Origin of the sequence: Salmonella sp. SA14318 (assembly GCF_029866905.1) — a bacterium.
GTDB lineage: Bacteria > Pseudomonadota > Gammaproteobacteria > Enterobacterales > Enterobacteriaceae > Salmonella > Salmonella enterica.
This window is the reverse complement of sequence record NZ_CP123282.1, coordinates 2,797,665-2,814,670: the sequence shown is the minus strand read 5'-3', so window position 1 is coordinate 2,814,670 and position 17,006 is coordinate 2,797,665. Positions and strand designations below refer to the sequence as shown.

17 protein-coding genes and 1 tRNA gene are annotated in these 17,006 nt (G+C 49.0%); 7 read left to right on the top strand and 11 right to left on the bottom strand.

The window, feature by feature from the left end:
- Positions 1 to 70: 70 nt before the first annotated feature.
- Positions 71 to 158: transfer RNA gene (locus QEN32_RS13615), tRNA-Ser, on the top strand.
- Positions 159 to 293: 135 nt separating this feature from the next.
- Here the strand turns inward: QEN32_RS13615 and pipA are convergent.
- Entirely contained in the window at positions 294 to 974 is a 681-nt protein-coding gene (gene pipA, locus QEN32_RS13610; protein ID WP_265322326.1) for a type III secretion system effector protease PipA, read from the bottom strand.
- Between the two features lie 222 nt (positions 975 to 1,196).
- Positions 1,197 to 2,072, bottom strand: coding sequence for an SPI-2 type III secretion system effector PipB (gene pipB, locus QEN32_RS13605; RefSeq protein WP_265322325.1), 876 nt, complete (start codon positions 2,070 to 2,072; stop codon positions 1,197 to 1,199).
- A 649-nt stretch (positions 2,073 to 2,721) separates the two neighbouring features.
- On the opposite strand from pipB, the gene QEN32_RS13600 reads away from it, so the two are divergent.
- Positions 2,722 to 3,090, top strand: coding sequence for a hypothetical protein (locus QEN32_RS13600; RefSeq protein WP_077957233.1), 369 nt, complete (start codon positions 2,722 to 2,724; stop codon positions 3,088 to 3,090).
- On the opposite strand, the gene sigE is transcribed toward QEN32_RS13600, so the two are convergent.
- Together sigE and sopB are read right to left on the bottom strand one after the other, a co-directional pair.
- Positions 3,050 to 3,391, bottom strand: coding sequence for a type III secretion system chaperone SigE (sigE, locus tag QEN32_RS13595; protein ID WP_023181918.1), 342 nt, complete (start codon positions 3,389 to 3,391; stop codon positions 3,050 to 3,052). The two genes, QEN32_RS13600 and sigE, sit on opposite strands and share 41 nt — an antisense overlap.
- A 16-nt stretch (positions 3,392 to 3,407) precedes the next feature.
- Positions 3,408 to 5,093 carry an SPI-1 type III secretion system effector inositol phosphate phosphatase SopB gene (gene sopB / locus QEN32_RS13590; protein ID WP_265322324.1) on the bottom strand — a complete coding sequence of 562 codons (1,686 nt, stop codon included), beginning with the start codon at positions 5,091 to 5,093 and terminating at the stop codon, positions 3,408 to 3,410.
- 333 nt (positions 5,094 to 5,426) lie between these two features.
- Here sopB and QEN32_RS13585 point away from each other — a divergent pair, with 333 nt between their 5' ends.
- Entirely contained in the window at positions 5,427 to 5,597 is a 171-nt protein-coding gene (locus QEN32_RS13585) for a YlcI/YnfO family protein (protein ID WP_001111006.1), read from the top strand.
- Between the two features lie 8 nt (positions 5,598 to 5,605).
- Here QEN32_RS13585 and QEN32_RS13580 read toward each other — a convergent pair whose 3' ends face one another.
- From QEN32_RS13580 to hprR, 4 genes are all read right to left on the bottom strand, one after another.
- Positions 5,606 to 5,707 (bottom strand): hypothetical protein, encoded by a 102-nt coding sequence (locus QEN32_RS13580; protein ID WP_265322323.1) that lies wholly within the window; start codon positions 5,705 to 5,707, stop codon positions 5,606 to 5,608.
- 108 nt (positions 5,708 to 5,815) lie between these two features.
- Positions 5,816 to 7,285, bottom strand: coding sequence for a C69 family dipeptidase (locus QEN32_RS13575; protein WP_265322322.1), 1,470 nt, complete (start codon positions 7,283 to 7,285; stop codon positions 5,816 to 5,818).
- A gap of 172 nt (positions 7,286 to 7,457) precedes the next feature.
- Positions 7,458 to 8,822 carry a heavy metal sensor histidine kinase gene (locus QEN32_RS13570; protein ID WP_265322321.1) on the bottom strand — a complete coding sequence of 455 codons (1,365 nt, stop codon included), beginning with the start codon at positions 8,820 to 8,822 and terminating at the stop codon, positions 7,458 to 7,460.
- Positions 8,815 to 9,495, bottom strand: a complete 681-nt coding sequence (gene hprR, locus QEN32_RS13565; RefSeq protein ID WP_000698207.1) for a response regulator transcription factor HprR — start codon at positions 9,493 to 9,495, stop codon at positions 8,815 to 8,817. The genes QEN32_RS13570 and hprR overlap by 8 nt, the downstream gene beginning before the upstream one ends.
- Positions 9,496 to 9,630: 135 nt before the next feature.
- Here hprR and hiuH point away from each other — a divergent pair, with 135 nt between their 5' ends.
- The gene (gene hiuH, locus QEN32_RS13560; RefSeq protein ID WP_000833188.1) at positions 9,631 to 10,041 is read left to right on the top strand and encodes a hydroxyisourate hydrolase; all 411 of its coding nucleotides are present in this window, start codon (positions 9,631 to 9,633) and stop codon (positions 10,039 to 10,041) included.
- Between the two features lie 332 nt (positions 10,042 to 10,373).
- Here the strand turns inward: hiuH and QEN32_RS13555 are convergent, their stop codons facing one another.
- The 3 genes from QEN32_RS13555 to hpaR all read right to left on the bottom strand — a co-directional run bounded on the left by QEN32_RS13555 (position 10,374) and on the right by hpaR (position 13,124).
- Positions 10,374 to 10,886: a 4-hydroxyphenylacetate 3-monooxygenase reductase subunit gene (locus QEN32_RS13555; protein WP_001195556.1), complete on the bottom strand. Its 513-nt coding sequence runs from the start codon at positions 10,884 to 10,886 to the stop codon at positions 10,374 to 10,376.
- 17 nt (positions 10,887 to 10,903) lie between these two features.
- Entirely contained in the window at positions 10,904 to 12,466 is a 1,563-nt protein-coding gene (gene hpaB / locus QEN32_RS13550; RefSeq protein ID WP_000801496.1) for a 4-hydroxyphenylacetate 3-monooxygenase, oxygenase component, read from the bottom strand.
- Between the two features lie 217 nt (positions 12,467 to 12,683).
- Positions 12,684 to 13,124 carry a homoprotocatechuate degradation operon regulator HpaR gene (gene hpaR / locus QEN32_RS13545; protein WP_000543922.1) on the bottom strand — a complete coding sequence of 147 codons (441 nt, stop codon included), beginning with the start codon at positions 13,122 to 13,124 and terminating at the stop codon, positions 12,684 to 12,686.
- A gap of 274 nt (positions 13,125 to 13,398) precedes the next feature.
- Here hpaR and hpaG point away from each other — a divergent pair, with 274 nt between their 5' ends.
- The 3 genes from hpaG to hpaD are packed head-to-tail and all read left to right on the top strand — an operon-like array spanning position 13,399 to position 17,004.
- Entirely contained in the window at positions 13,399 to 14,688 is a 1,290-nt protein-coding gene (gene hpaG, locus QEN32_RS13540; RefSeq protein WP_265322320.1) for a 4-hydroxyphenylacetate degradation bifunctional isomerase/decarboxylase, read from the top strand.
- Positions 14,685 to 16,151, top strand: a complete 1,467-nt coding sequence (gene hpaE, locus QEN32_RS13535) for a 5-carboxymethyl-2-hydroxymuconate semialdehyde dehydrogenase (protein WP_000723529.1) — start codon at positions 14,685 to 14,687, stop codon at positions 16,149 to 16,151. The genes hpaG and hpaE overlap by 4 nt, the downstream gene beginning before the upstream one ends.
- 1 nt (position 16,152) lies before the next feature.
- Positions 16,153 to 17,004 (top strand): 3,4-dihydroxyphenylacetate 2,3-dioxygenase, encoded by an 852-nt coding sequence (gene hpaD / locus QEN32_RS13530; RefSeq protein ID WP_000516978.1) that lies wholly within the window; start codon positions 16,153 to 16,155, stop codon positions 17,002 to 17,004.
- The last annotated feature ends 2 nt before the right edge of the window (positions 17,005 to 17,006 follow it).

Here is a 17,006-nt window from a genome sequence, read left to right as displayed (position 1 = left end):
GTTTTTCACGCAAACGAACACATTCGGTCTTTACATGACGCACCGGGATGTTTATAGTGCGCCTCATTCCGGAAGTGTGGCCGAGCGGTTGAAGGCACCGGTCTTGAAAACCGGCGACCCGAAAGGGTTCCAGAGTTCGAATCTCTGCGCTTCCGCCAGATTAAACAAGGGGTTACCGAAAGGTAGCCCCTTTGTTTTTGGGCGCTTAGAATATAGTTAGAAAATACTGCCAGAACATTTCCCGAAAAAACGGACTACGTGGGTTTTTAGTTTCTTTTCGTTTCCTGATGTGTCTATTTATTGAAGATGTAGACCATTCTGGGAGGTGAAGGATGCCCCATCTCTTTCAGAATAATGTTGGTATATTCGACAACAGGGCCTCTTGGATGATTTTCTTCTTTATCCTGAAGATGGGTCAGTGCATGTACAACTTCATGAATAAATGAACGTTTTGTGTCAAAAAGTTGTGGTCCTTCGTTACTTTCATAATGTTCGGTATATGAATCATCAGAATCGTCCAGATTGAGACAAATAACTTTCCTGCCTTCTGAAAGTTTGAAGTGTTCCTGAGCCACGGTAGTTTCAAAGGCTTCGCCTGCCCCCAGTAGCCAGCGCTGCTCCACATCATGTAGTTCTTTTTCATATGCGTAATTCATCAGTCTGCGGAATGTTTCGCTTTGGGTATACGCATTTTGAAGTACGGAGGATAGTTCATCGTAGCATTCGTCATAAGTGTCGTCATCAATTTCTGTATCAGGGTCTATTCCACCCGCGCCTGAGATAAGGTACTCCACCACACACTCTGGCTCCAGACGGAATTCACTGTTTATGGCAAGGCTGTCATGAGCAAGGCGTAGCCGTGAGGGGTTTGGTGCATGTTCGGGAATATCGGGGAAAACAGGTGTATATGCGGTATTTAATCCATATGTGGATACTCCGCTTTGAGGTATTAATCTGTAGGTGACCGGAAGCATAACTTCTTATTTCCTGACTACAATTATGAATTATTTAAATTAAACAATAATAGTGTTTTTAGTTAATGTGCCACATACAGATAACGCTATGATTCAGACAAAGCCAACAAGTAATACGCTGAAAATGTTATTTATAATGAAACTTAGGGGCGGGGTTTATTTAATAAAACAAGGGGGGCTTCTGTTTGAATACTTCTTGTTTATAAAATCCCTTTATCTCGACTAAAATATCGGATGGGGGAAAAGAGTTCTATCATTGTAATCCGGGAGTGGAGTAGGGGTATGTTGACTACCTGTCAGATCGGCTCCTGTTAATGCTTTCGCTAAAGTTAGAGCTATCTTATCTAATTTCGCACCATTTAGTTTGGTGTCAGTTAAGTCTGAGCCGAATAGAATTGCAGCGGTTAAGTTTACACCGGACATGTTAGCGCAAGTCAGGTTTGCGTGAGTCAGGTTTGCTTTAGTCATGTTTGAACCCATTAGATTTACAGCGTGTAGATTTGCACAACACAAATTTGCACCGACTAAATTTACATTAGATAGATTTGTTTCACGGAAATCTGCATCAGAAGCATCTATTTCTGACAAATCTTCCCCCTGGAAATCTTTATAAGCCAGGTTTACTCCGCGCAGGTTCAGAAAACCATCCTCGGTTATAAGTGAATCAGGCTGTTGTATATTATGTTTACTCATCAGCTTTAACATTCGACATACATTCCAAAATCTCTCGCTATCAACTTTATCCGTTACAGTTTTTCCATTTTTGTTCACTTCAATAATGACCATGGGATCCGTATTTTCGGATGCTGCTCCACATGACAGACATATAGTACACCCGTTGACATCCTCCAGAAATATTTTATTACCATCGAAGAAAGCATCTTTATTTACATATAATAATGATGTGGTCAGTTTTCCAATTACCTCCCGAAAGCATCTTTCATTGTTTCTTCTTACTCCACCACAGGTAAAAAAATTGACAAGCCACTCCAGTACACCGCGTGGTGAAGTTGCACTTTCCATTGCTTCTTTCGTACCGGTACCGGCCGCATACAAATATTTTAATATACTTTCTGGGGACGCGTTAGTTATTGGCATTTTGATTCCTTCTTATGGAAGTGAGTCGATTCCTTATAGGTGTGAGACAAGTCACATTTATACAAGGAATAATAAAAAAAGATATAAGGTGATTTTTGTATTTAGAGCTTTGGTTGGGGATGAGTAGGTGTCTGGCATCTGACAAGAGGCGATGATTTCTGCCATAACGGTGAAGCAGAAGTACTGTCGGGGTCGTTACAATCACCAGCTTAGGTATAGAACGCACTAGCTGCGCCTGTAAGTCAGTAATATGATGTTGTAAAAAATCAGGCTGACGTTAATAAAACACGCCAGCCTGAAGTCATATTCAGTTCATCAGGAACTGATGAAACATAATGATCAGAAATACTCTCAGTTCTGATATGGTTGTTATAGCTTTCTGTAAAAAATTAACAACCACATACATCACACCAAAAATCTGGTTTCTCTATATCTGATGGCCAGTTGTCACACCAGCGTGGGCGAATCAATGCTTCGGGGTCTGGTGGCCAGCCACGGGAGGCGTGTTTTGTATTATCTGGTGGTGGAGGGGAATCACTGGCAGCCATCGCCGATGCCGAAAAGGCTGTAGCCGACAACACCAGAAGCAATGGTAAAAATATACGATGTCTCATAATATCACCCGTGAATAATCAGATTATCCTTGCTATTGGCTTCCTTCATTTCCAGCATAACTCACGCTTCATCATTATTGAACAAACAATTGAGTTTGTTGAACGAAAATTTACTTAAAGAAAAAATAATAAGCACTAATATTTTTTGCAGTATTTCAACTTATAGCAGAATAAATGCGCGTAGATGGCGTAAAAACCTGATGAGCAGGAATACTTACACACTAAAAATGCTCCCGCAAACAGAGCAAAATGAGAGAGAGGAACGTTTGCCCCTTACATTTCCACCAAAGATTCTGGCCTTGTCTCTTGTAAAGGGCATACGTATTGCGTTTTATCTCATTAAAAAAGCATGTGACGTGTTAATTATGCATAACGCTCTTTTAATTGCTTCACGTTTGAAATGAATAATTCAAAACCAGTGAGCGCCTCTTCTTCGGTACTGGTTTGCGGCAAGCGATAAAGCGCCACTAAAGCAGTATTGTCTGCGTCAGCGCCGATAGTGACGGTGCTGGCGTAGTTAAGACGTAAAAAATGCTGCAAAGTTAGAGTGTCGTCAGGCAATGGCATAAAGGGACAGCACATTTCCAGTGTATGATCGGATTCATTAAAATAAACCTGTATTCCATCATCAATGATAAGCAGTGGCTCATCTTCTGGCGCATCCAGGCCTAACGCGGCATATAAACGATTTAATAGACTTTCCATATAGTTACCTCAAGACTCAAGATGTGATTAATGAAGAAATGCCTTTTACTGACTGCCAAATATTTTCATCCCCAACTCGTTTTTGATAGGAAAGATTGAGCACCTCTGGCGATAAATTTTTCATTACTTTGTTTCCCGCCCCGCCCGTATTTTGTTTCTGAATCTCCAGGTTACCGCTATTCAGTAATACTTTTTGGAAAATTTTCTGTCCACCGCTATCCGGAAGACTACCAGGCGCACTTAACATATGGGTCTGATGTAAGGAAATGATCTCTCGCTTGATTTCTGAATCCATCATTCCTGTACGATCTTTGCCGCTTTTACAATTCCAGGCGGGCACCGCGTCAATTTCATGGGCTAACATGGCAAGGCGTTGTGCGAGTTTATAGGGTTCGCCGCCATCTTTATGATGTTGGTTATTTTTCCAGATATCCTTAATCTGGCGCGCTAATGTATTTACGACCTCATAATTATCCGGGTATTGCGCCAGCCATTCGCCAACCCAGCCACCTGGTCTGGCTTCAGGGCGTAAATCATTGCCTAATAACTGATGTAGCGCTTCGGCATTATATCTATCCGATGCCTTAAGGCCAAAGCCGAGCTTGAGCGCCAGCTCATTAACCCCCATATTAAATGCGGCAACGTCCGGTTTTATTTTTACCGTCTGTAGATCGCCATCTTTATTGCGGATTTTTAAATGAATCATTTTTCCCGGCTGGGTCAACGATTGCCATGCGCGCATTTGATCCTCGACCATCGTTCCCTCTTTGCCGAAAATATTCGACGCGGTGAGTAACCCGACGGATACCAGTTTAAGGCTTACCGCTTCGCCCTCTAAGGCTCTGTTAAGCAACTCAGGTTTACTATAAAGTGCCGCAGTTAATACTTCTTTGGCTTTGTTTTCAGCGCCGACCTGACGCAGAAGCGGATCTTTTTCATGATAGGGGGAAAGCACGCCATGACGTATCCCACAAAAAAGCGTTTTATCTTTACCGTCCTCATGCACACTCACCGTGGACATCCACAAATTATTGGCGTGATGAATATTCCTGGTATCCCAACTGCATACGCCCTTTCCCTGATAAGCACTGGGAAAGATATCTTTTGCGCCGATTTTCATCTCTGCGGCAGGGAGCTGCGTGTTGGTATAGTGATGCCCGTTATGCGTGAGTGTATGTTTTATGGTTTGCCAGGGCTGGTTATTAAGCTGCTTGACCTGAGCGTCTCTAAACGCTACTGCCGCAAAGCGATGAGCTTCTTTTGCAGGTAAGCCATCCTGCTGCTGAGTGCGTGCTGCAATAAGTTCGATAAGATTTTTCTTCAATGCTTTTGCCGCGGCTTCTTCTTGTTTTGTTGCTGGCCGGTCCGCTTTAACTTTGGCTAACTCCATTTGGTTTGCCATTGACGCCAGGACTGGGTCTTGTTTACCCAGAACGGTTGCCGCGACGGTAAGAAGATCGCGCTGTAAGTTATAGAGGTTATGCAGCGAGTGGTTAGATGCCTTCTGATGCTGTAGATAATTCCCCCATGTCGCGCCGGGTTCTCGCAGGACAATAATTTCCGGGCGAACGTCGGACGCTTTAGCCGGTGCTTTGCCCTGGCCTGATAGAATCTGCATTCCGTTGTATAAGGTTTTTTGTAGGCTTTTAAAAGCCTCCTGGGTTTTTAGTGAAGCTGAGTGATAGAAGCTCTGTATTTGCATAGCGTTTTTAATATTCCTGAATAGGGGAGTGGGAACATTCAACAGGGTTAACAACCCTTTAAAAGGATGTGACTTTTATGCACCAGGAACTTTAAAAAAATGTCCTTTTTAATGAGGAAACGCTTCTGATCAGGCGGGGAGGCATCCTGACGTCCATACGTAGTGGCGATCATGGGGGAGAGATCGGTACATCAAATGTTCATAAAATCTACAAACTTCACAATTTAGGGCACAACTTTTATTGAAAACCCACCTTCTTGACTCAGATCAAATTCACCGATTTACTCCTGCGTAAAGTAACGGCGTTACATCAAATGTTATACAGGTGTGTGTATGCCAGCAAAGCCCCGGACAAGTAAGACCGTGACGAAGAATATTCGTTTTTCCTATTCCATGCTTGAACAGATAGAATTCGCGTTGAAATCTGAAAAGACGCGGAATTTTTCAGCATGGGTAAAAGAGGCCTGTCGGGAAAAGTTATGTAACACGGGACATAAGCTGTAGTTATCGTCTTATGTGGAGGAGGCGGCCATTTTGAAAAGAACAACGTGCTTATATACCTCCTGGGTCTTTGCCGCTTTTGTCTCTCTGCTGATATTTGTCTGGAGTGTCATAAATTATCCTCTCTATGAATCCATAATAATTATTGTCTTTTATATCTGGCTAATTCTGGTGCCGCTTTATCTTATTGTGTATGAGTGGCTAATAGATTGTCATTAAATTTATGGTTGCGTACTTGAAAAGTGATATTTCATATCTGTGCGGTAAGTCATTGTCGTAATAATATTATTGGTCAGACGACGGGCGAGCGTTTGCGCATTTTGCATCGTTTTATCTTCAAAATTTTGCAGTAAGCGTTGCGCTTCTTTCGGATGCGACGCATATAATCTCAGATAGCTCTGCTCCACCTTATACTGCTGCTTAGCTGTTTGCTGTTCAAATGTTTTCCAGGCGTGTTGCACATCTGGCGCAAACGCATTGTAGTCCTGCATAACCAGCGTTTGCAACGTGCGGAATGTCCAGTAGGTAGAGTCGTTGCTCGCCCGATCGGTTCCTTTATCATCTCCGGGTTGATAATGACGCATTCCCTGATAATAGGGGAGATAGACGCTAAGAGATGGCATTCCATAGGCGATGTATTCTACGTTACCGATAGCCTGCGGTAATTTCGGTCTGACCTGTAAAATATGTGACTCCTGGGTACGAAAAACGGATATGGGTCGCCATGGTTCTTGTGGGTTATGACTGGCATAAGGGTCGTGCGACGTTCCCTGATAGTGATTGCGTAACGCGTTTTTTACTGCCGCTACGCTAATTTTCGTTATTGGCGTTAAAAAAACAGGAAATGTTTCCCCTTCGCTAACGACCGTATCCAGATGCGGATTAAACTGATGTTGTAGCGTCCAGACGCGCGGATAATTATAGGTGGTATCGTTTTTGTTATCCTGCGAATAGGCTTGATGAAAGTCGAATTCGCCGCGGGCCGGATCATATAATCCCTGCTTTTTCGCAAAGCTTACTAACGTTGGTGACGCCATATAATTCGCGTTATCATTCGGATCGTAATGGCGTAAACGTCCCTGATTGGCGGAAACGAAATAGCTATCTGCCGGAAGTCGTACTGCCAGCCATTGATGACCGCTTCCCGTCTCCAGATACCATATCTCTTTGCTATCAATAAACGCGACGCCGAAACCTTCGCCCGCGCCTTTTTGTTCAATAATGTCTCCCAGTAATTTGGCGCCCTGACGCGCCGATTGCGCCACTGGCAGGATCACGGACTCAATGGCGTCTTCCGTGATTCCCGTTTTTGTCACGTAAGGATCGGCAGCCAGCGCCGCTCTGCCGTTATAAATGGTTTCCGTTGCGCTCATTCCGACGCCCGCCGAATTGAAACCGGCTTCACCCATGGCGTTATCGTTAGTATCAAAGTCATGAATCGCCGTATAGCGCATCGCTGTCTCCGGAAGCGGCCAGCTAAAATTGTTCCGATGTGCTTTATACTCGCCTTGTTGATGAAACGCGATGGGATGAATAACCTTATGCTTGGCGTTATTTGCCGAGCCATCTTCGTTGCGCGCGATAATGAAGGAGCCGTCAGCCGAAGCCTGATTGCCTACCAAAAGGGTAGTACAGGCGATGACTTTACCCATACCCAGCAGCGTAACGGCGAATGCAAGATACTTTTTCATAAAGGTTCCCACTGAATAACGCGTTATGGGATGAATTGACCCTGGATTGGAAACCGAGAAAGTGATCGAGCCAGCAATATTCTTTGCCGGCATCCTTTATTTTCTCTTTATTGAGGTTGTATTGATAACCACAGCCCTGTGGCAGGGAAGGGGAACAGAACCTGTACTGACCTTAGCTATCACCGCTATCAGGCAGACGAACCGAAAAGATATTATGTTCATCGGCATAGCGGTAAGATGCCGCGCCACCGTGCAATAGAGCAATCGCATTAACCAACGATAGCCCCAGACCGAAGCCGGCAGTGTGGCGGGCATTATCTCCTCGCCAAAAACGCCGGAAAAGCTTATCCGCATCGGCGGGGTGGCTGCCCGGATTAGCGACCCGAATTTCTGCAACGTTATCATCATAAGCGCTTTCAATACGTATCACGGCGTTTTCATCAGAATAACGGATGGCATTCGTCAGCAGGTTTGAGAGCACTCTTTGTAATAATATTTCGTCAGCCCATACCGTTCCCTGACATTGATTTATAAAACAGATGCGCTTCTCCTCGGCAAGGGGGCTAAGATAATCCAGCATATTTTCGACCAGCGCATTGAGCGAAACAGGCTGTTTTTTTACCGCTATATTCTGGTGCTCCGCGCGTGCCAGAAAGAGAATATTTTCTGTCAGTCGCGACAGTCCCTCCAGCTCTTCAATATTATCGACAAGGGCTTGTTGATACTCTTCGGCGCTGCGTTCCTGACTCAGCATCACCTGGTTTTTCCCCAGTAAAATATTAACCGGCGTGCGCAGCTCATGCGCCAGATCGTCGGCAAATTGGTTCAGGCGTTCAAAATCGTCGGAAAGCTTCTGGCGCATGGTATTTAGCGCTTGCCCAAGCGGCCTGAGCTCAACGGGTAACGCCTGTTCCGCCAGCGGCTGGCGAAGTGTGCCGCTATCTGTCGCCGCGGTGAGTCGGCTGAGCGACGTAATGGCCCGCAGCCCGTTTCTGATGACTAATGGACTGAGCGCCGAACAGACGAGGATCGCGATAAGGCTAATCAGCAAACTGTTGCGGCGATATTGCGCCAGCATTTGCCGCCTTTCCGTCGCCAGCCTGGCGATAGTAAGGGTCAGCGGGTCATCGCCGCTTCTGGCATTTACTCGTACCGCGGTCAGCTCCGTGCCTTGTACCGCCTGGCGAAATAAGGTTTCGCGGGTGAGGTTTTTAGCCAGCGGAATTTCGTTAAAGCGTTGGTCGGGGATGCCGCTATGATTAATCGCAACATTGTGGCCTGTTGCTGAATGAATCAATAAGATATCCTGCTTCGTATCCACCATCCGATTGAAATAGAGCGGCAGATTTTCCGGCCTGGCGCCATCCAGTAACAGTTGCTGCATTTGCGCCGCCCGATTTATTAGCGTCATATCATCCCGATACGTTAATTCTTTGCTCAGCGCGTTATAGAGCGTCCAGCTAATGCCGGTACAGGCGAGGATAAGGATGGCGATAAAAGAAATTGTCAGGCGCAGCGTCATTGATAACTTAACCATTCTGCGACGTTTCCGCCTGTAATCGATAACCCATCCCCCGGACGGTCATAATGAGCTTCTTTTCAAATGGATCGTCTACTTTGGCGCGCAGCCGACGAATCGCGACATCAACGGTGTTGGTTTCACTATCAAAGTTAATTCCCCAAACTTCGCTGGCGATCGCGGTTCGGGGCACGATTTCTCCTGCCCGGGACGCCAGTAACCAGAGGAGCAGGAATTCTTTGCGGGTCAGGGAAATCGGTTTGCCATTTCGTGACACCGATTGCTTTGTGGCATCCATGTCCAGACCATTGATCGTCAGTCGGGTAAAGACCGGGACGTGCTGTCTGAGTTGAGCTCTCACCCGGGCCAGCAGTTCGGCGAAGGAAAAAGGCTTAACAAGGTAATCATTAGCGCCCGCCTCAAGACCTTTGACGCGATCCTCAACCGAGTCGCGCGCCGTCAGGCAAATGACAGGGGATTGATGCGCAGTGCGTAACGCGCGTAAAACCTGCCATCCATCAAGCCCCGGCAGCATAATATCAAGAATAATCAATGAATAATGTTCCTGAAGGGCCAGGTGTAATCCGTCTCGTCCATCACAGGCATAATCAACCACATAGCCTGCCTCCGTGAGTCCCTGACGTACCCACTCAATGGTTTTCTGGTTATCTTCAATCAATAAAATCTTCATCGACGCAGTATGCCATAGGCTTGTTAGCGAATCCGTAAATCTCCAACAAGATGACATAATTGTCATGTCCGTGTAAGGTTAATCCTGGACGCGCCAGATATATTTTCCTGCATCAATACCGTAAAGGAGTGAAGCATGAAACGATATATACTGGCTACCGTGATAGCATCTCTTGTTGCAGCCCCGGCAATGGCGCTGGCCGCTGGCAACAATATTCTCAGCGTACATATTCTCGATCAGCAAACAGGCAAACCGGCGCCCGGCGTGGAGGTGGTACTGGAGCAGAAAAAGGATAACGGATGGACGCAATTAAACACCGGGCATACCGACCAGGATGGACGTATTAAAGCACTGTGGCCCGAAAAAGCTGCCGCGCCGGGGGATTATCGCGTTATTTTTAAAACCGGCCAGTATTTTGAAAGTAAAAAACTGGATACGTTTTTCCCGGAGATTCCCGTCGAGTTTCATATCAGCAAAACGAATGAGCACTATCATGTGCCGCTGTTATTAAGTCAGTATGGTTATTCAACCTATCGCGGGAGCTAATTTAGAGCCTATCCCATTAGGGCTATTTTACTTGCCATTTTGGACCTGGGCAGTGCTCGCCAAAACGCGTTAGCGTTTTGAACGCCGCTAGCGGCGGCCCGAAGGGCGAGCGTAGCGAGTCAAACCTCACGTACTACGTGTACGCTCCGGTTTTTGCGCGCTGTCCGTGTCCAAACTGGCTGCGCCAATAACGCCTGGTGGGATAGGTTCTTAGATTGTATTAATCGCCGCGATTTATGGCGAGCAAACATCGCGGCGGGAATAAAAATCTTCAGCGTATCGACTCTTCTCCCACAAGCGGTGGTTATCCCGCTTGTGGGCATGAGTGACGGTTAAACAGGCGCTTCCATCTCAAGTCTGACCGGATGAAAACGGCGTTTGAAATAAATCAGGCCATGCCCATCCTGGCTAAGAATAATATTTTTGATCGCCACCAGATACACCAGATGCGTGCCAATGGTTTGTACCTCGCTGATCTCGCCTTCAAGACCGGCCAGCGCGCCGTTAAGTACCGGCTGGCCTAGCGGCCCGTTTTGCCAACATGGCTGGTGAAAACGCTCTTCCATTGCCATCCCCGTCATACCGGCAAAGTGGCGCGCCATCAGCTCCTGCTCATGGTTAAGTACATTAATGCACAGCCTGCCGTTGCCCTGAAAGACGGGGTTCATGGCGCTATTGGCATTAATACATACCATCACGGAGGGCGGCGTATCGGTGACGGAACAGACCGCTGTTGCGGTGATACCGCAGCGTCCGGCGTGACCCGCCGTGGTTACGATGTTGACCGCTGCCGCCAGACTTGCCATCGCATCGCGAAAACGCAGACGTTGTTCATCTACTTGCATGAGAACCTCCTGCCGCGTTATTTCAGCAGCTTATCCAGTTGATTGATGTCGTCGTTATTGTGCAAATGCGAAACCGTCCAGCCATTCTGATCGTATTCGGAGAGGCAGCGATCGACCATTGCCATCATCTTATCCATATTGCCGGAGCTCTGGGCCTGACGCAGGCACTGCAGACGAATTTCATCCTGGCTGCCCGAGTAGTTAATCTCGTACAGCTCATGGCGACCGCCAAACTCGCTGCCGATGGCATCCCACATCAATTTAAGAATTTTGATACGTTCAACATGGTCCATTCCGTTAGAGCCGCGTACGTATTTCGCCAGGTACTGGTCGATTTGCGGATTATTCAGATCGCGGGCGCTGGAAGGCAGGTAAATCAGGCCGCTGGTAACGTTACGTTCAATAATATTTTTAATTTTCGCGTAGGCCATTGGGGCCATGACACGATAGGTTTGCAGCGCGGCGTGGTCCGGTAGCCAGGCGCCGTTTACCCACGGGGTTGCTTCAGAACACATAGAATCGCTCAATGCCCAGAACATATTGCGCCAGGCCACGACTTCGCCGAGATCGGCCTGCACGCCCCGGAACTCTACGGTACCCGTACATTCGAGCGATTTTTTCAGCAGCGCGGTAATGAAATCAAGTTTAACCGCCAGACGAACACAGGCTTGCAGTGGATACATACGGGCAAAGCCGCCTTCCATCGTCCAGCGACGGCAACGATCGAAATCACGGTAAATTAATACGTTTTCCCACGGGATCAGCACCTTGTCCATCACCAGAATGGCATCGTTTTCATCAAAGCGGCTGGAGAGGGGATAATCAAACGGCGAGCCCGTCGCGCCCGCGACCATTTCATACGAGGCGCGCGAAATAAGTTTTACGCCTTCGGCATCCATTGGCGCGACAAACATCAGAGCGAAATCCGGGTTTTCGCCCATCACCTGGGCTGAGCCGAAACCAATCATGTTGTAGTGAGTCAGGGCGGAGTTAGTGGCGACGACTTTCGCCCCGCTGACAATAATCCCGGCGTCCGTCTCTTTCTCCAGCTTGATATAGACGTCTTTCACTTCGTCGGCAGGTTTGTGGCGGTCAATGGGCGGGTTGACGATTGCATGGTTAAAGTACAGGCCGGTCTCCTGAATACGGGTGTACCAGTTGCGGGCGTTCTGCTCAAACTGGCCGTAGAAGGCTGGGTTAGCGCCCAGAGCGCAACCAAAGGCGGCTTTGTAATCCGGTGTGCGTCCCATCCAGCCGTAACTCAGGCGTGACCACTCGGCGATAGCATCACGCTGTTGGCGCAGATCGTCAGCGCTTTTCGCCACGCGGAAAAATTTATGCGTATAACCGCCGCTGCCGGTATCAGTATTCCAGCACAGGGTATCTTGCATCGACGGTTTATGTAATGCGTCATACAGTTGTGCGACAGAGGCTGCGGCATTGCGGAATGCCGGATGTGTCGTAACATCTTTAACGCGTTCGCCGTAAATATAAATTTCCCGCCCGTCCTGCAGGCTTTTTAAATACTCTTCGCCCGTTAACGGACGCTTGTTATCAGTACGAAAATCTTCAGGTTTCATTGCGGCCTCTTCCTCGTTAATCGGAATGTTTTGTTAATAATATGTTTCTTATTTGTTGTTTAATTGAATAGACAGAAGCGTAAACTGTGAAGAGACTTTCAGGACAACGGCGGGTACTTTTCAGATGAACGTCGAAGAAGAAGAGTAAAATGCGATCGCCGTCAACGTTGTAAGCGGGAGGGGATTCCCGTGTCGGCGGCGTGGGAAGGTAAGAATACTATGCTTCCGCTTCGCTATCAGGATGCTGGCGCCCCAGAGCAATAAGATCGTCCAGCAGTAGCATCAATTGCTGTGTTTTTTCGGGCGTGAAATCGGCCTCAATTTTTCGATAAGCCTCTTCTACCTGGCTCCGGGCACGGGCGTACAACGTTTGTCCCTGCTCCGTCAACATGACATATAACTTACGCTGATCGTTAACCGGCTTGAGTCGCAACACCAGTCCGTCTCGCTCCATGCGCGTCAATATTCCGGTCAGACTTGGACGCAAAATACAGGTACGAAAGGCCAGCTCGTGAAAATCCATAGAGGGGCTATCGGCCAGGATTCGCACAATGCGCCATTGCTGGTCGGTCAGATTGTGGCTTTTAACGATGGGGCGGAAATAGGTCATTGCCGCTTCGCGCGCCTGAAGCAAGGCGATGGTTAATGAATCATGCATAAGCGTTTCTCTTTTGCAGAATTATTAATACCTGAATAATCGTGTTTACCGATGTGAGCTATGACATCTGTTTTATGTCCAAAGTTTAACAGAAACAAGGAGTTTTATTTAACTCTTTGATATGTATGCATTTAATAATAAAATTGTGAAAATATTGTTAATCACATCACAAATACTTTACTTCAGCTTGCTAAATGTACAGCGAAAGCATAAATCTAATCATTAATATATTAATGAAATCACAGCCCGTTAAATCGGCCTGAGGAGTTTATGTATGAAGGGTACTGTTTTCGCCGTTGCGTTAAACCATCGCAGTCAGCTTGATGCCTGGCAAGAGGCTTTCTCTCAGCCTCCCTATAATGCGCCGCCTAAAACCGCAGTGTGGTTCATCAAGCCGCGTAATACGGTGATTCGTCACGGCGAACCCATTCCTTATCCGCAGGGAGAAAAGGTATTGAGCGGCGCGACAGTGGCGCTCATTGTGGGGAAAACCGCCAGCCGGATACGCCCTGAAGCGGCGGCGGACTATATCGCCGGGTATGCGCTGGCTAACGAGGTCAGCCTGCCGGAAGAGAGCTTTTATCGCCCGGCGATTAAAGCGAAATGTCGCGATGGCTTTTGCCCGCTGGGTGAAATGGCGCCGCTGAGTGATGTGGATAACCTCACCATTATCACTGAAATCAACGGACGAGAAGCGGACCACTGGAATACTGCCGATTTACAGCGTAGCGCCGCACAACTGCTTAGCGCGTTAAGTGAGTTCGCTACGCTTAACCCTGGCGATGCGATCTTACTTGGTACGCCGCAGAATCGCGTTGCGCTGCGTCCCGGCGATCGGGTGCGTATTCTGGCGAAAGGTTTACCCGCTCTGGAAAATCCGGTTGTCGCAGAAGATGAATTCGCCCGCCACCAGACTTTTACGTGGCCGCTGTCAGCGACGGGTACGTTATTTGCGTTGGGGTTGAACTACGCCGATCACGCCAGCGAGCTGGCATTTACGCCGCCGAAAGAGCCGCTGGTATTTATCAAAGCGCCAAACACCTTTACCGAACATCACCAAACGTCGGTGCGCCCGAACAACGTCGAATATATGCACTATGAAGCCGAACTGGTCGTGGTGATTGGCAAAACGGCGCGTAAGGTGAGCGAAGCCGAAGCCATGGAGTATGTGGCCGGTTACACCGTCTGTAACGACTACGCGATCCGCGACTATCTGGAAAACTACTACCGTCCGAATCTGCGGGTAAAAAGCCGCGACGGCCTGACGCCGATAGGCCCGTGGATTATGGATAAAGAGGCGGTTTCTGATCCGCATAACCTGACGTTACGCACCTTTGTTAACGGTGAGCTGCGGCAGGAAGGGACGACCGCCGATCTGATCTTCAGCATCCCGTTCCTGATTTCTTATCTGAGCGAATTTATGACGTTGCAACCGGGCGACATGATTGCCACCGGTACGCCGAAAGGGTTGTCCGATGTGGTGCCGGGGGATGAAGTTGTCGTGGAAGTAGAAGGCGTGGGTCGCCTGGTTAACCGAATCGTCAGTGAGGAGAGTGCAAAATGAAGAAGATAAATCATTGGATTAACGGCAAAAACGTTGCAGGTAACGACTACTTCCAGACCACTAACCCGGCGACCGGTGACGTGCTGGCGGAAGTAGCCTCCGGCGGTGAAGCAGAAGTGAACCAGGCTGTCGCGGCGGCCAAAGAGGCGTTCCCGAAATGGGCCAATCTGCCGATGAAAGAGCGCGCGCGCCTGATGCGTCGTCTGGGTGACCTGATTGACCAGAACGTACCGGAAATCGCGGCGATGGAAACCGCCGACACCGGCCTGCCTATTCACCAGACTAAAAACGTGCTGATCCCGCGCGCCTCGCATAACTTCGAATTCTTCGCCGAAGTGTGCCAGCAGATGAACGGCAAGACCTATCCGGTTGACGATAAAATGCTCAATTATACGCTGGTGCAGCCCGTCGGCGTCTGCGCGCTGGTGTCGCCGTGGAACGTGCCGTTTATGACCGCGACCTGGAAAGTCGCGCCGTGCCTGGCGCTGGGTAACACCGCGGTGCTCAAAATGTCCGAGCTGTCGCCGCTGACTGCCGACAGGCTGGGCGAGCTGGCGCTGGAGGCAGGAATTCCGGCAGGGGTGCTGAACGTGGTGCAGGGCTACGGCGCGACGGCGGGCGATGCGCTGGTACGCCACCATGACGTGCGTGCGGTGTCGTTTACCGGCGGTACTGCCACCGGTCGCAATATCATGAAAAATGCCGGCCTGAAAAAATACTCGATGGAGCTGGGCGGTAAATCGCCGGTGCTGATTTTTGAAGATGCCGACATTGAGCGCGCGCTGGACGCCGCGCTGTTCACCATCTTCTCAATCAACGGCGAACGCTGCACCGCCGGGTCGCGCATCTTTATCCAGCAGAGCATTTACCCTGAGTTCGTGAAGCGCTTTGCCGAACGCGCGAATCGCCTGCGTGTCGGCGATCCGACCGACCCGAACACTCAGGTCGGCGCGCTGATTAGCCAACAGCACTGGGAAAAAGTCTCCGGTTATATCCGCCTCGGCATTGAAGAGGGCGCAACGCTGCTGGCGGGCGGTGCGGAAAAACCCACTGACCTGCCTGCGCATCTGAAAGGCGGTAACTTCCTGCGCCCAACCGTGCTGGCCGATGTCGATAACCGTATGCGCGTCGCGCAGGAAGAGATCTTTGGGCCAGTTGCCTGCCTGCTGCCATTCAAAGACGAAGCGGAAGGGTTACGCCTGGCGAACGACGTGGAATACGGTCTGGCCTCTTATATCTGGACCCAGGACGTGAGCAAAGTGTTGCGCCTGGCGCGTGGGATTGAAGCCGGCATGGTCTTCGTCAACACCCAGAACGTCCGCGACCTGCGCCAGCCGTTCGGCGGCGTGAAAGCCTCCGGTACCGGGCGCGAAGGCGGCGAATATAGCTTCGAAGTGTTTGCGGAAATGAAAAACGTCTGCATCTCAATGGGCGACCATCCTATCCCAAAATGGGGAGTTTGATATGGGCAAGTTAGCGTTAGCAGCAAAAATTACCCACGTGCCGTCGATGTATCTTTCTGAACTGCCGGGAAAAAATCACGGTTGTCGTCAGGCAGCCATTGATGGGCATATTGAAATAGGCAAGCGTTGCCGCGAAATGGGCGTTGACACCATTATCGTATTCGACACCCACTGGCTGGTGAATAGCGCTTACCACATTAATTGTGCCGACCATTTCCAGGGCGTCTATACCAGCAACGAATTGCCGCACTTTATTCGCGACATGACCTATGACTATGACGGTAATCCGGAGCTCGGCCACCTGATCGCCGACGAGGCAGTCAAACTGGGCGTGCGCGCTAAAGCGCATAACATCCCGAGCCTGAAGCTGGAGTATGGCACGCTGGTGCCGATGCGCTACATGAACAGCGACAAGCACTTCAAAGTGGTCTCCATCTCGGCGTTCTGCACTGTGCATGATTTTGCCGACAGCCGCAGACTGGGCGAAGCCATTCTCAAGGCGATTGAGAAATATGACGGTACCGTAGCGGTATTCGCCAGTGGTTCTCTGTCGCACCGTTTTATTGACGACCAACGGGCGGAAGAGGGGATGAACAGCTACACCCGCGAGTTCGATCATCAGATGGACGAGCGCGTGGTCAAACTGTGGCGCGAAGGCAAATTCAAGGAGTTTTGCACCATGTTGCCGGAGTACGCCGACTACTGCTACGGCGAAGGCAACATGCACGACACGGTCATGCTGCTGGGAATGCTGGGTTGGGACAAATACGACGGCAAGGTGGAGTTCATCACCGACCTGTTCGCCAGCTCCGGTACCGGCCAGGTAAACGCTGTTTTCCCGCTGCCTGCGTAAGG

What these genes read in the sequence shown, in the direction of transcription:
- hiuH (WP_000833188.1), top strand. Translation starts at nt 9,631, where the DNA reads ATGAAACGATATATACTGGCTACCGTGATAGCATCTCTTGTTGCAGCC.
- hpaR (WP_000543922.1), bottom strand. Translation starts at nt 13,124, where the DNA reads ATGCATGATTCATTAACCATCGCCTTGCTTCAGGCGCGCGAAGCGGCA.
- pipB (WP_265322325.1), bottom strand. Translation starts at nt 2,072, where the DNA reads ATGCCAATAACTAACGCGTCCCCAGAAAGTATATTAAAATATTTGTAT.
- QEN32_RS13555 (WP_001195556.1), bottom strand. Translation starts at nt 10,886, where the DNA reads ATGCAAGTAGATGAACAACGTCTGCGTTTTCGCGATGCGATGGCAAGT.
- hpaB (WP_000801496.1), bottom strand. Translation starts at nt 12,466, where the DNA reads ATGAAACCTGAAGATTTTCGTACTGATAACAAGCGTCCGTTAACGGGC.
- sopB (WP_265322324.1), bottom strand. Translation starts at nt 5,093, where the DNA reads ATGCAAATACAGAGCTTCTATCACTCAGCTTCACTAAAAACCCAGGAG.
- QEN32_RS13570 (WP_265322321.1), bottom strand. Translation starts at nt 8,822, where the DNA reads ATGGTTAAGTTATCAATGACGCTGCGCCTGACAATTTCTTTTATCGCC.
- hprR (WP_000698207.1), bottom strand. Translation starts at nt 9,495, where the DNA reads ATGAAGATTTTATTGATTGAAGATAACCAGAAAACCATTGAGTGGGTA.
- QEN32_RS13580 (WP_265322323.1), bottom strand. Translation starts at nt 5,707, where the DNA reads ATGACACTCCAGACAAATATCAGCAGAGAGACAAAAGCGGCAAAGACC.
- QEN32_RS13575 (WP_265322322.1), bottom strand. Translation starts at nt 7,285, where the DNA reads ATGAAAAAGTATCTTGCATTCGCCGTTACGCTGCTGGGTATGGGTAAA.
- QEN32_RS13585 (WP_001111006.1), top strand. Translation starts at nt 5,427, where the DNA reads ATGCCAGCAAAGCCCCGGACAAGTAAGACCGTGACGAAGAATATTCGT.
- sigE (WP_023181918.1), bottom strand. Translation starts at nt 3,391, where the DNA reads ATGGAAAGTCTATTAAATCGTTTATATGCCGCGTTAGGCCTGGATGCG.
- hpaE (WP_000723529.1), top strand. Translation starts at nt 14,685, where the DNA reads ATGAAGAAGATAAATCATTGGATTAACGGCAAAAACGTTGCAGGTAAC.
- hpaG (WP_265322320.1), top strand. Translation starts at nt 13,399, where the DNA reads ATGAAGGGTACTGTTTTCGCCGTTGCGTTAAACCATCGCAGTCAGCTT.
- pipA (WP_265322326.1), bottom strand. Translation starts at nt 974, where the DNA reads ATGCTTCCGGTCACCTACAGATTAATACCTCAAAGCGGAGTATCCACA.
- hpaD (WP_000516978.1), top strand. Translation starts at nt 16,153, where the DNA reads ATGGGCAAGTTAGCGTTAGCAGCAAAAATTACCCACGTGCCGTCGATG.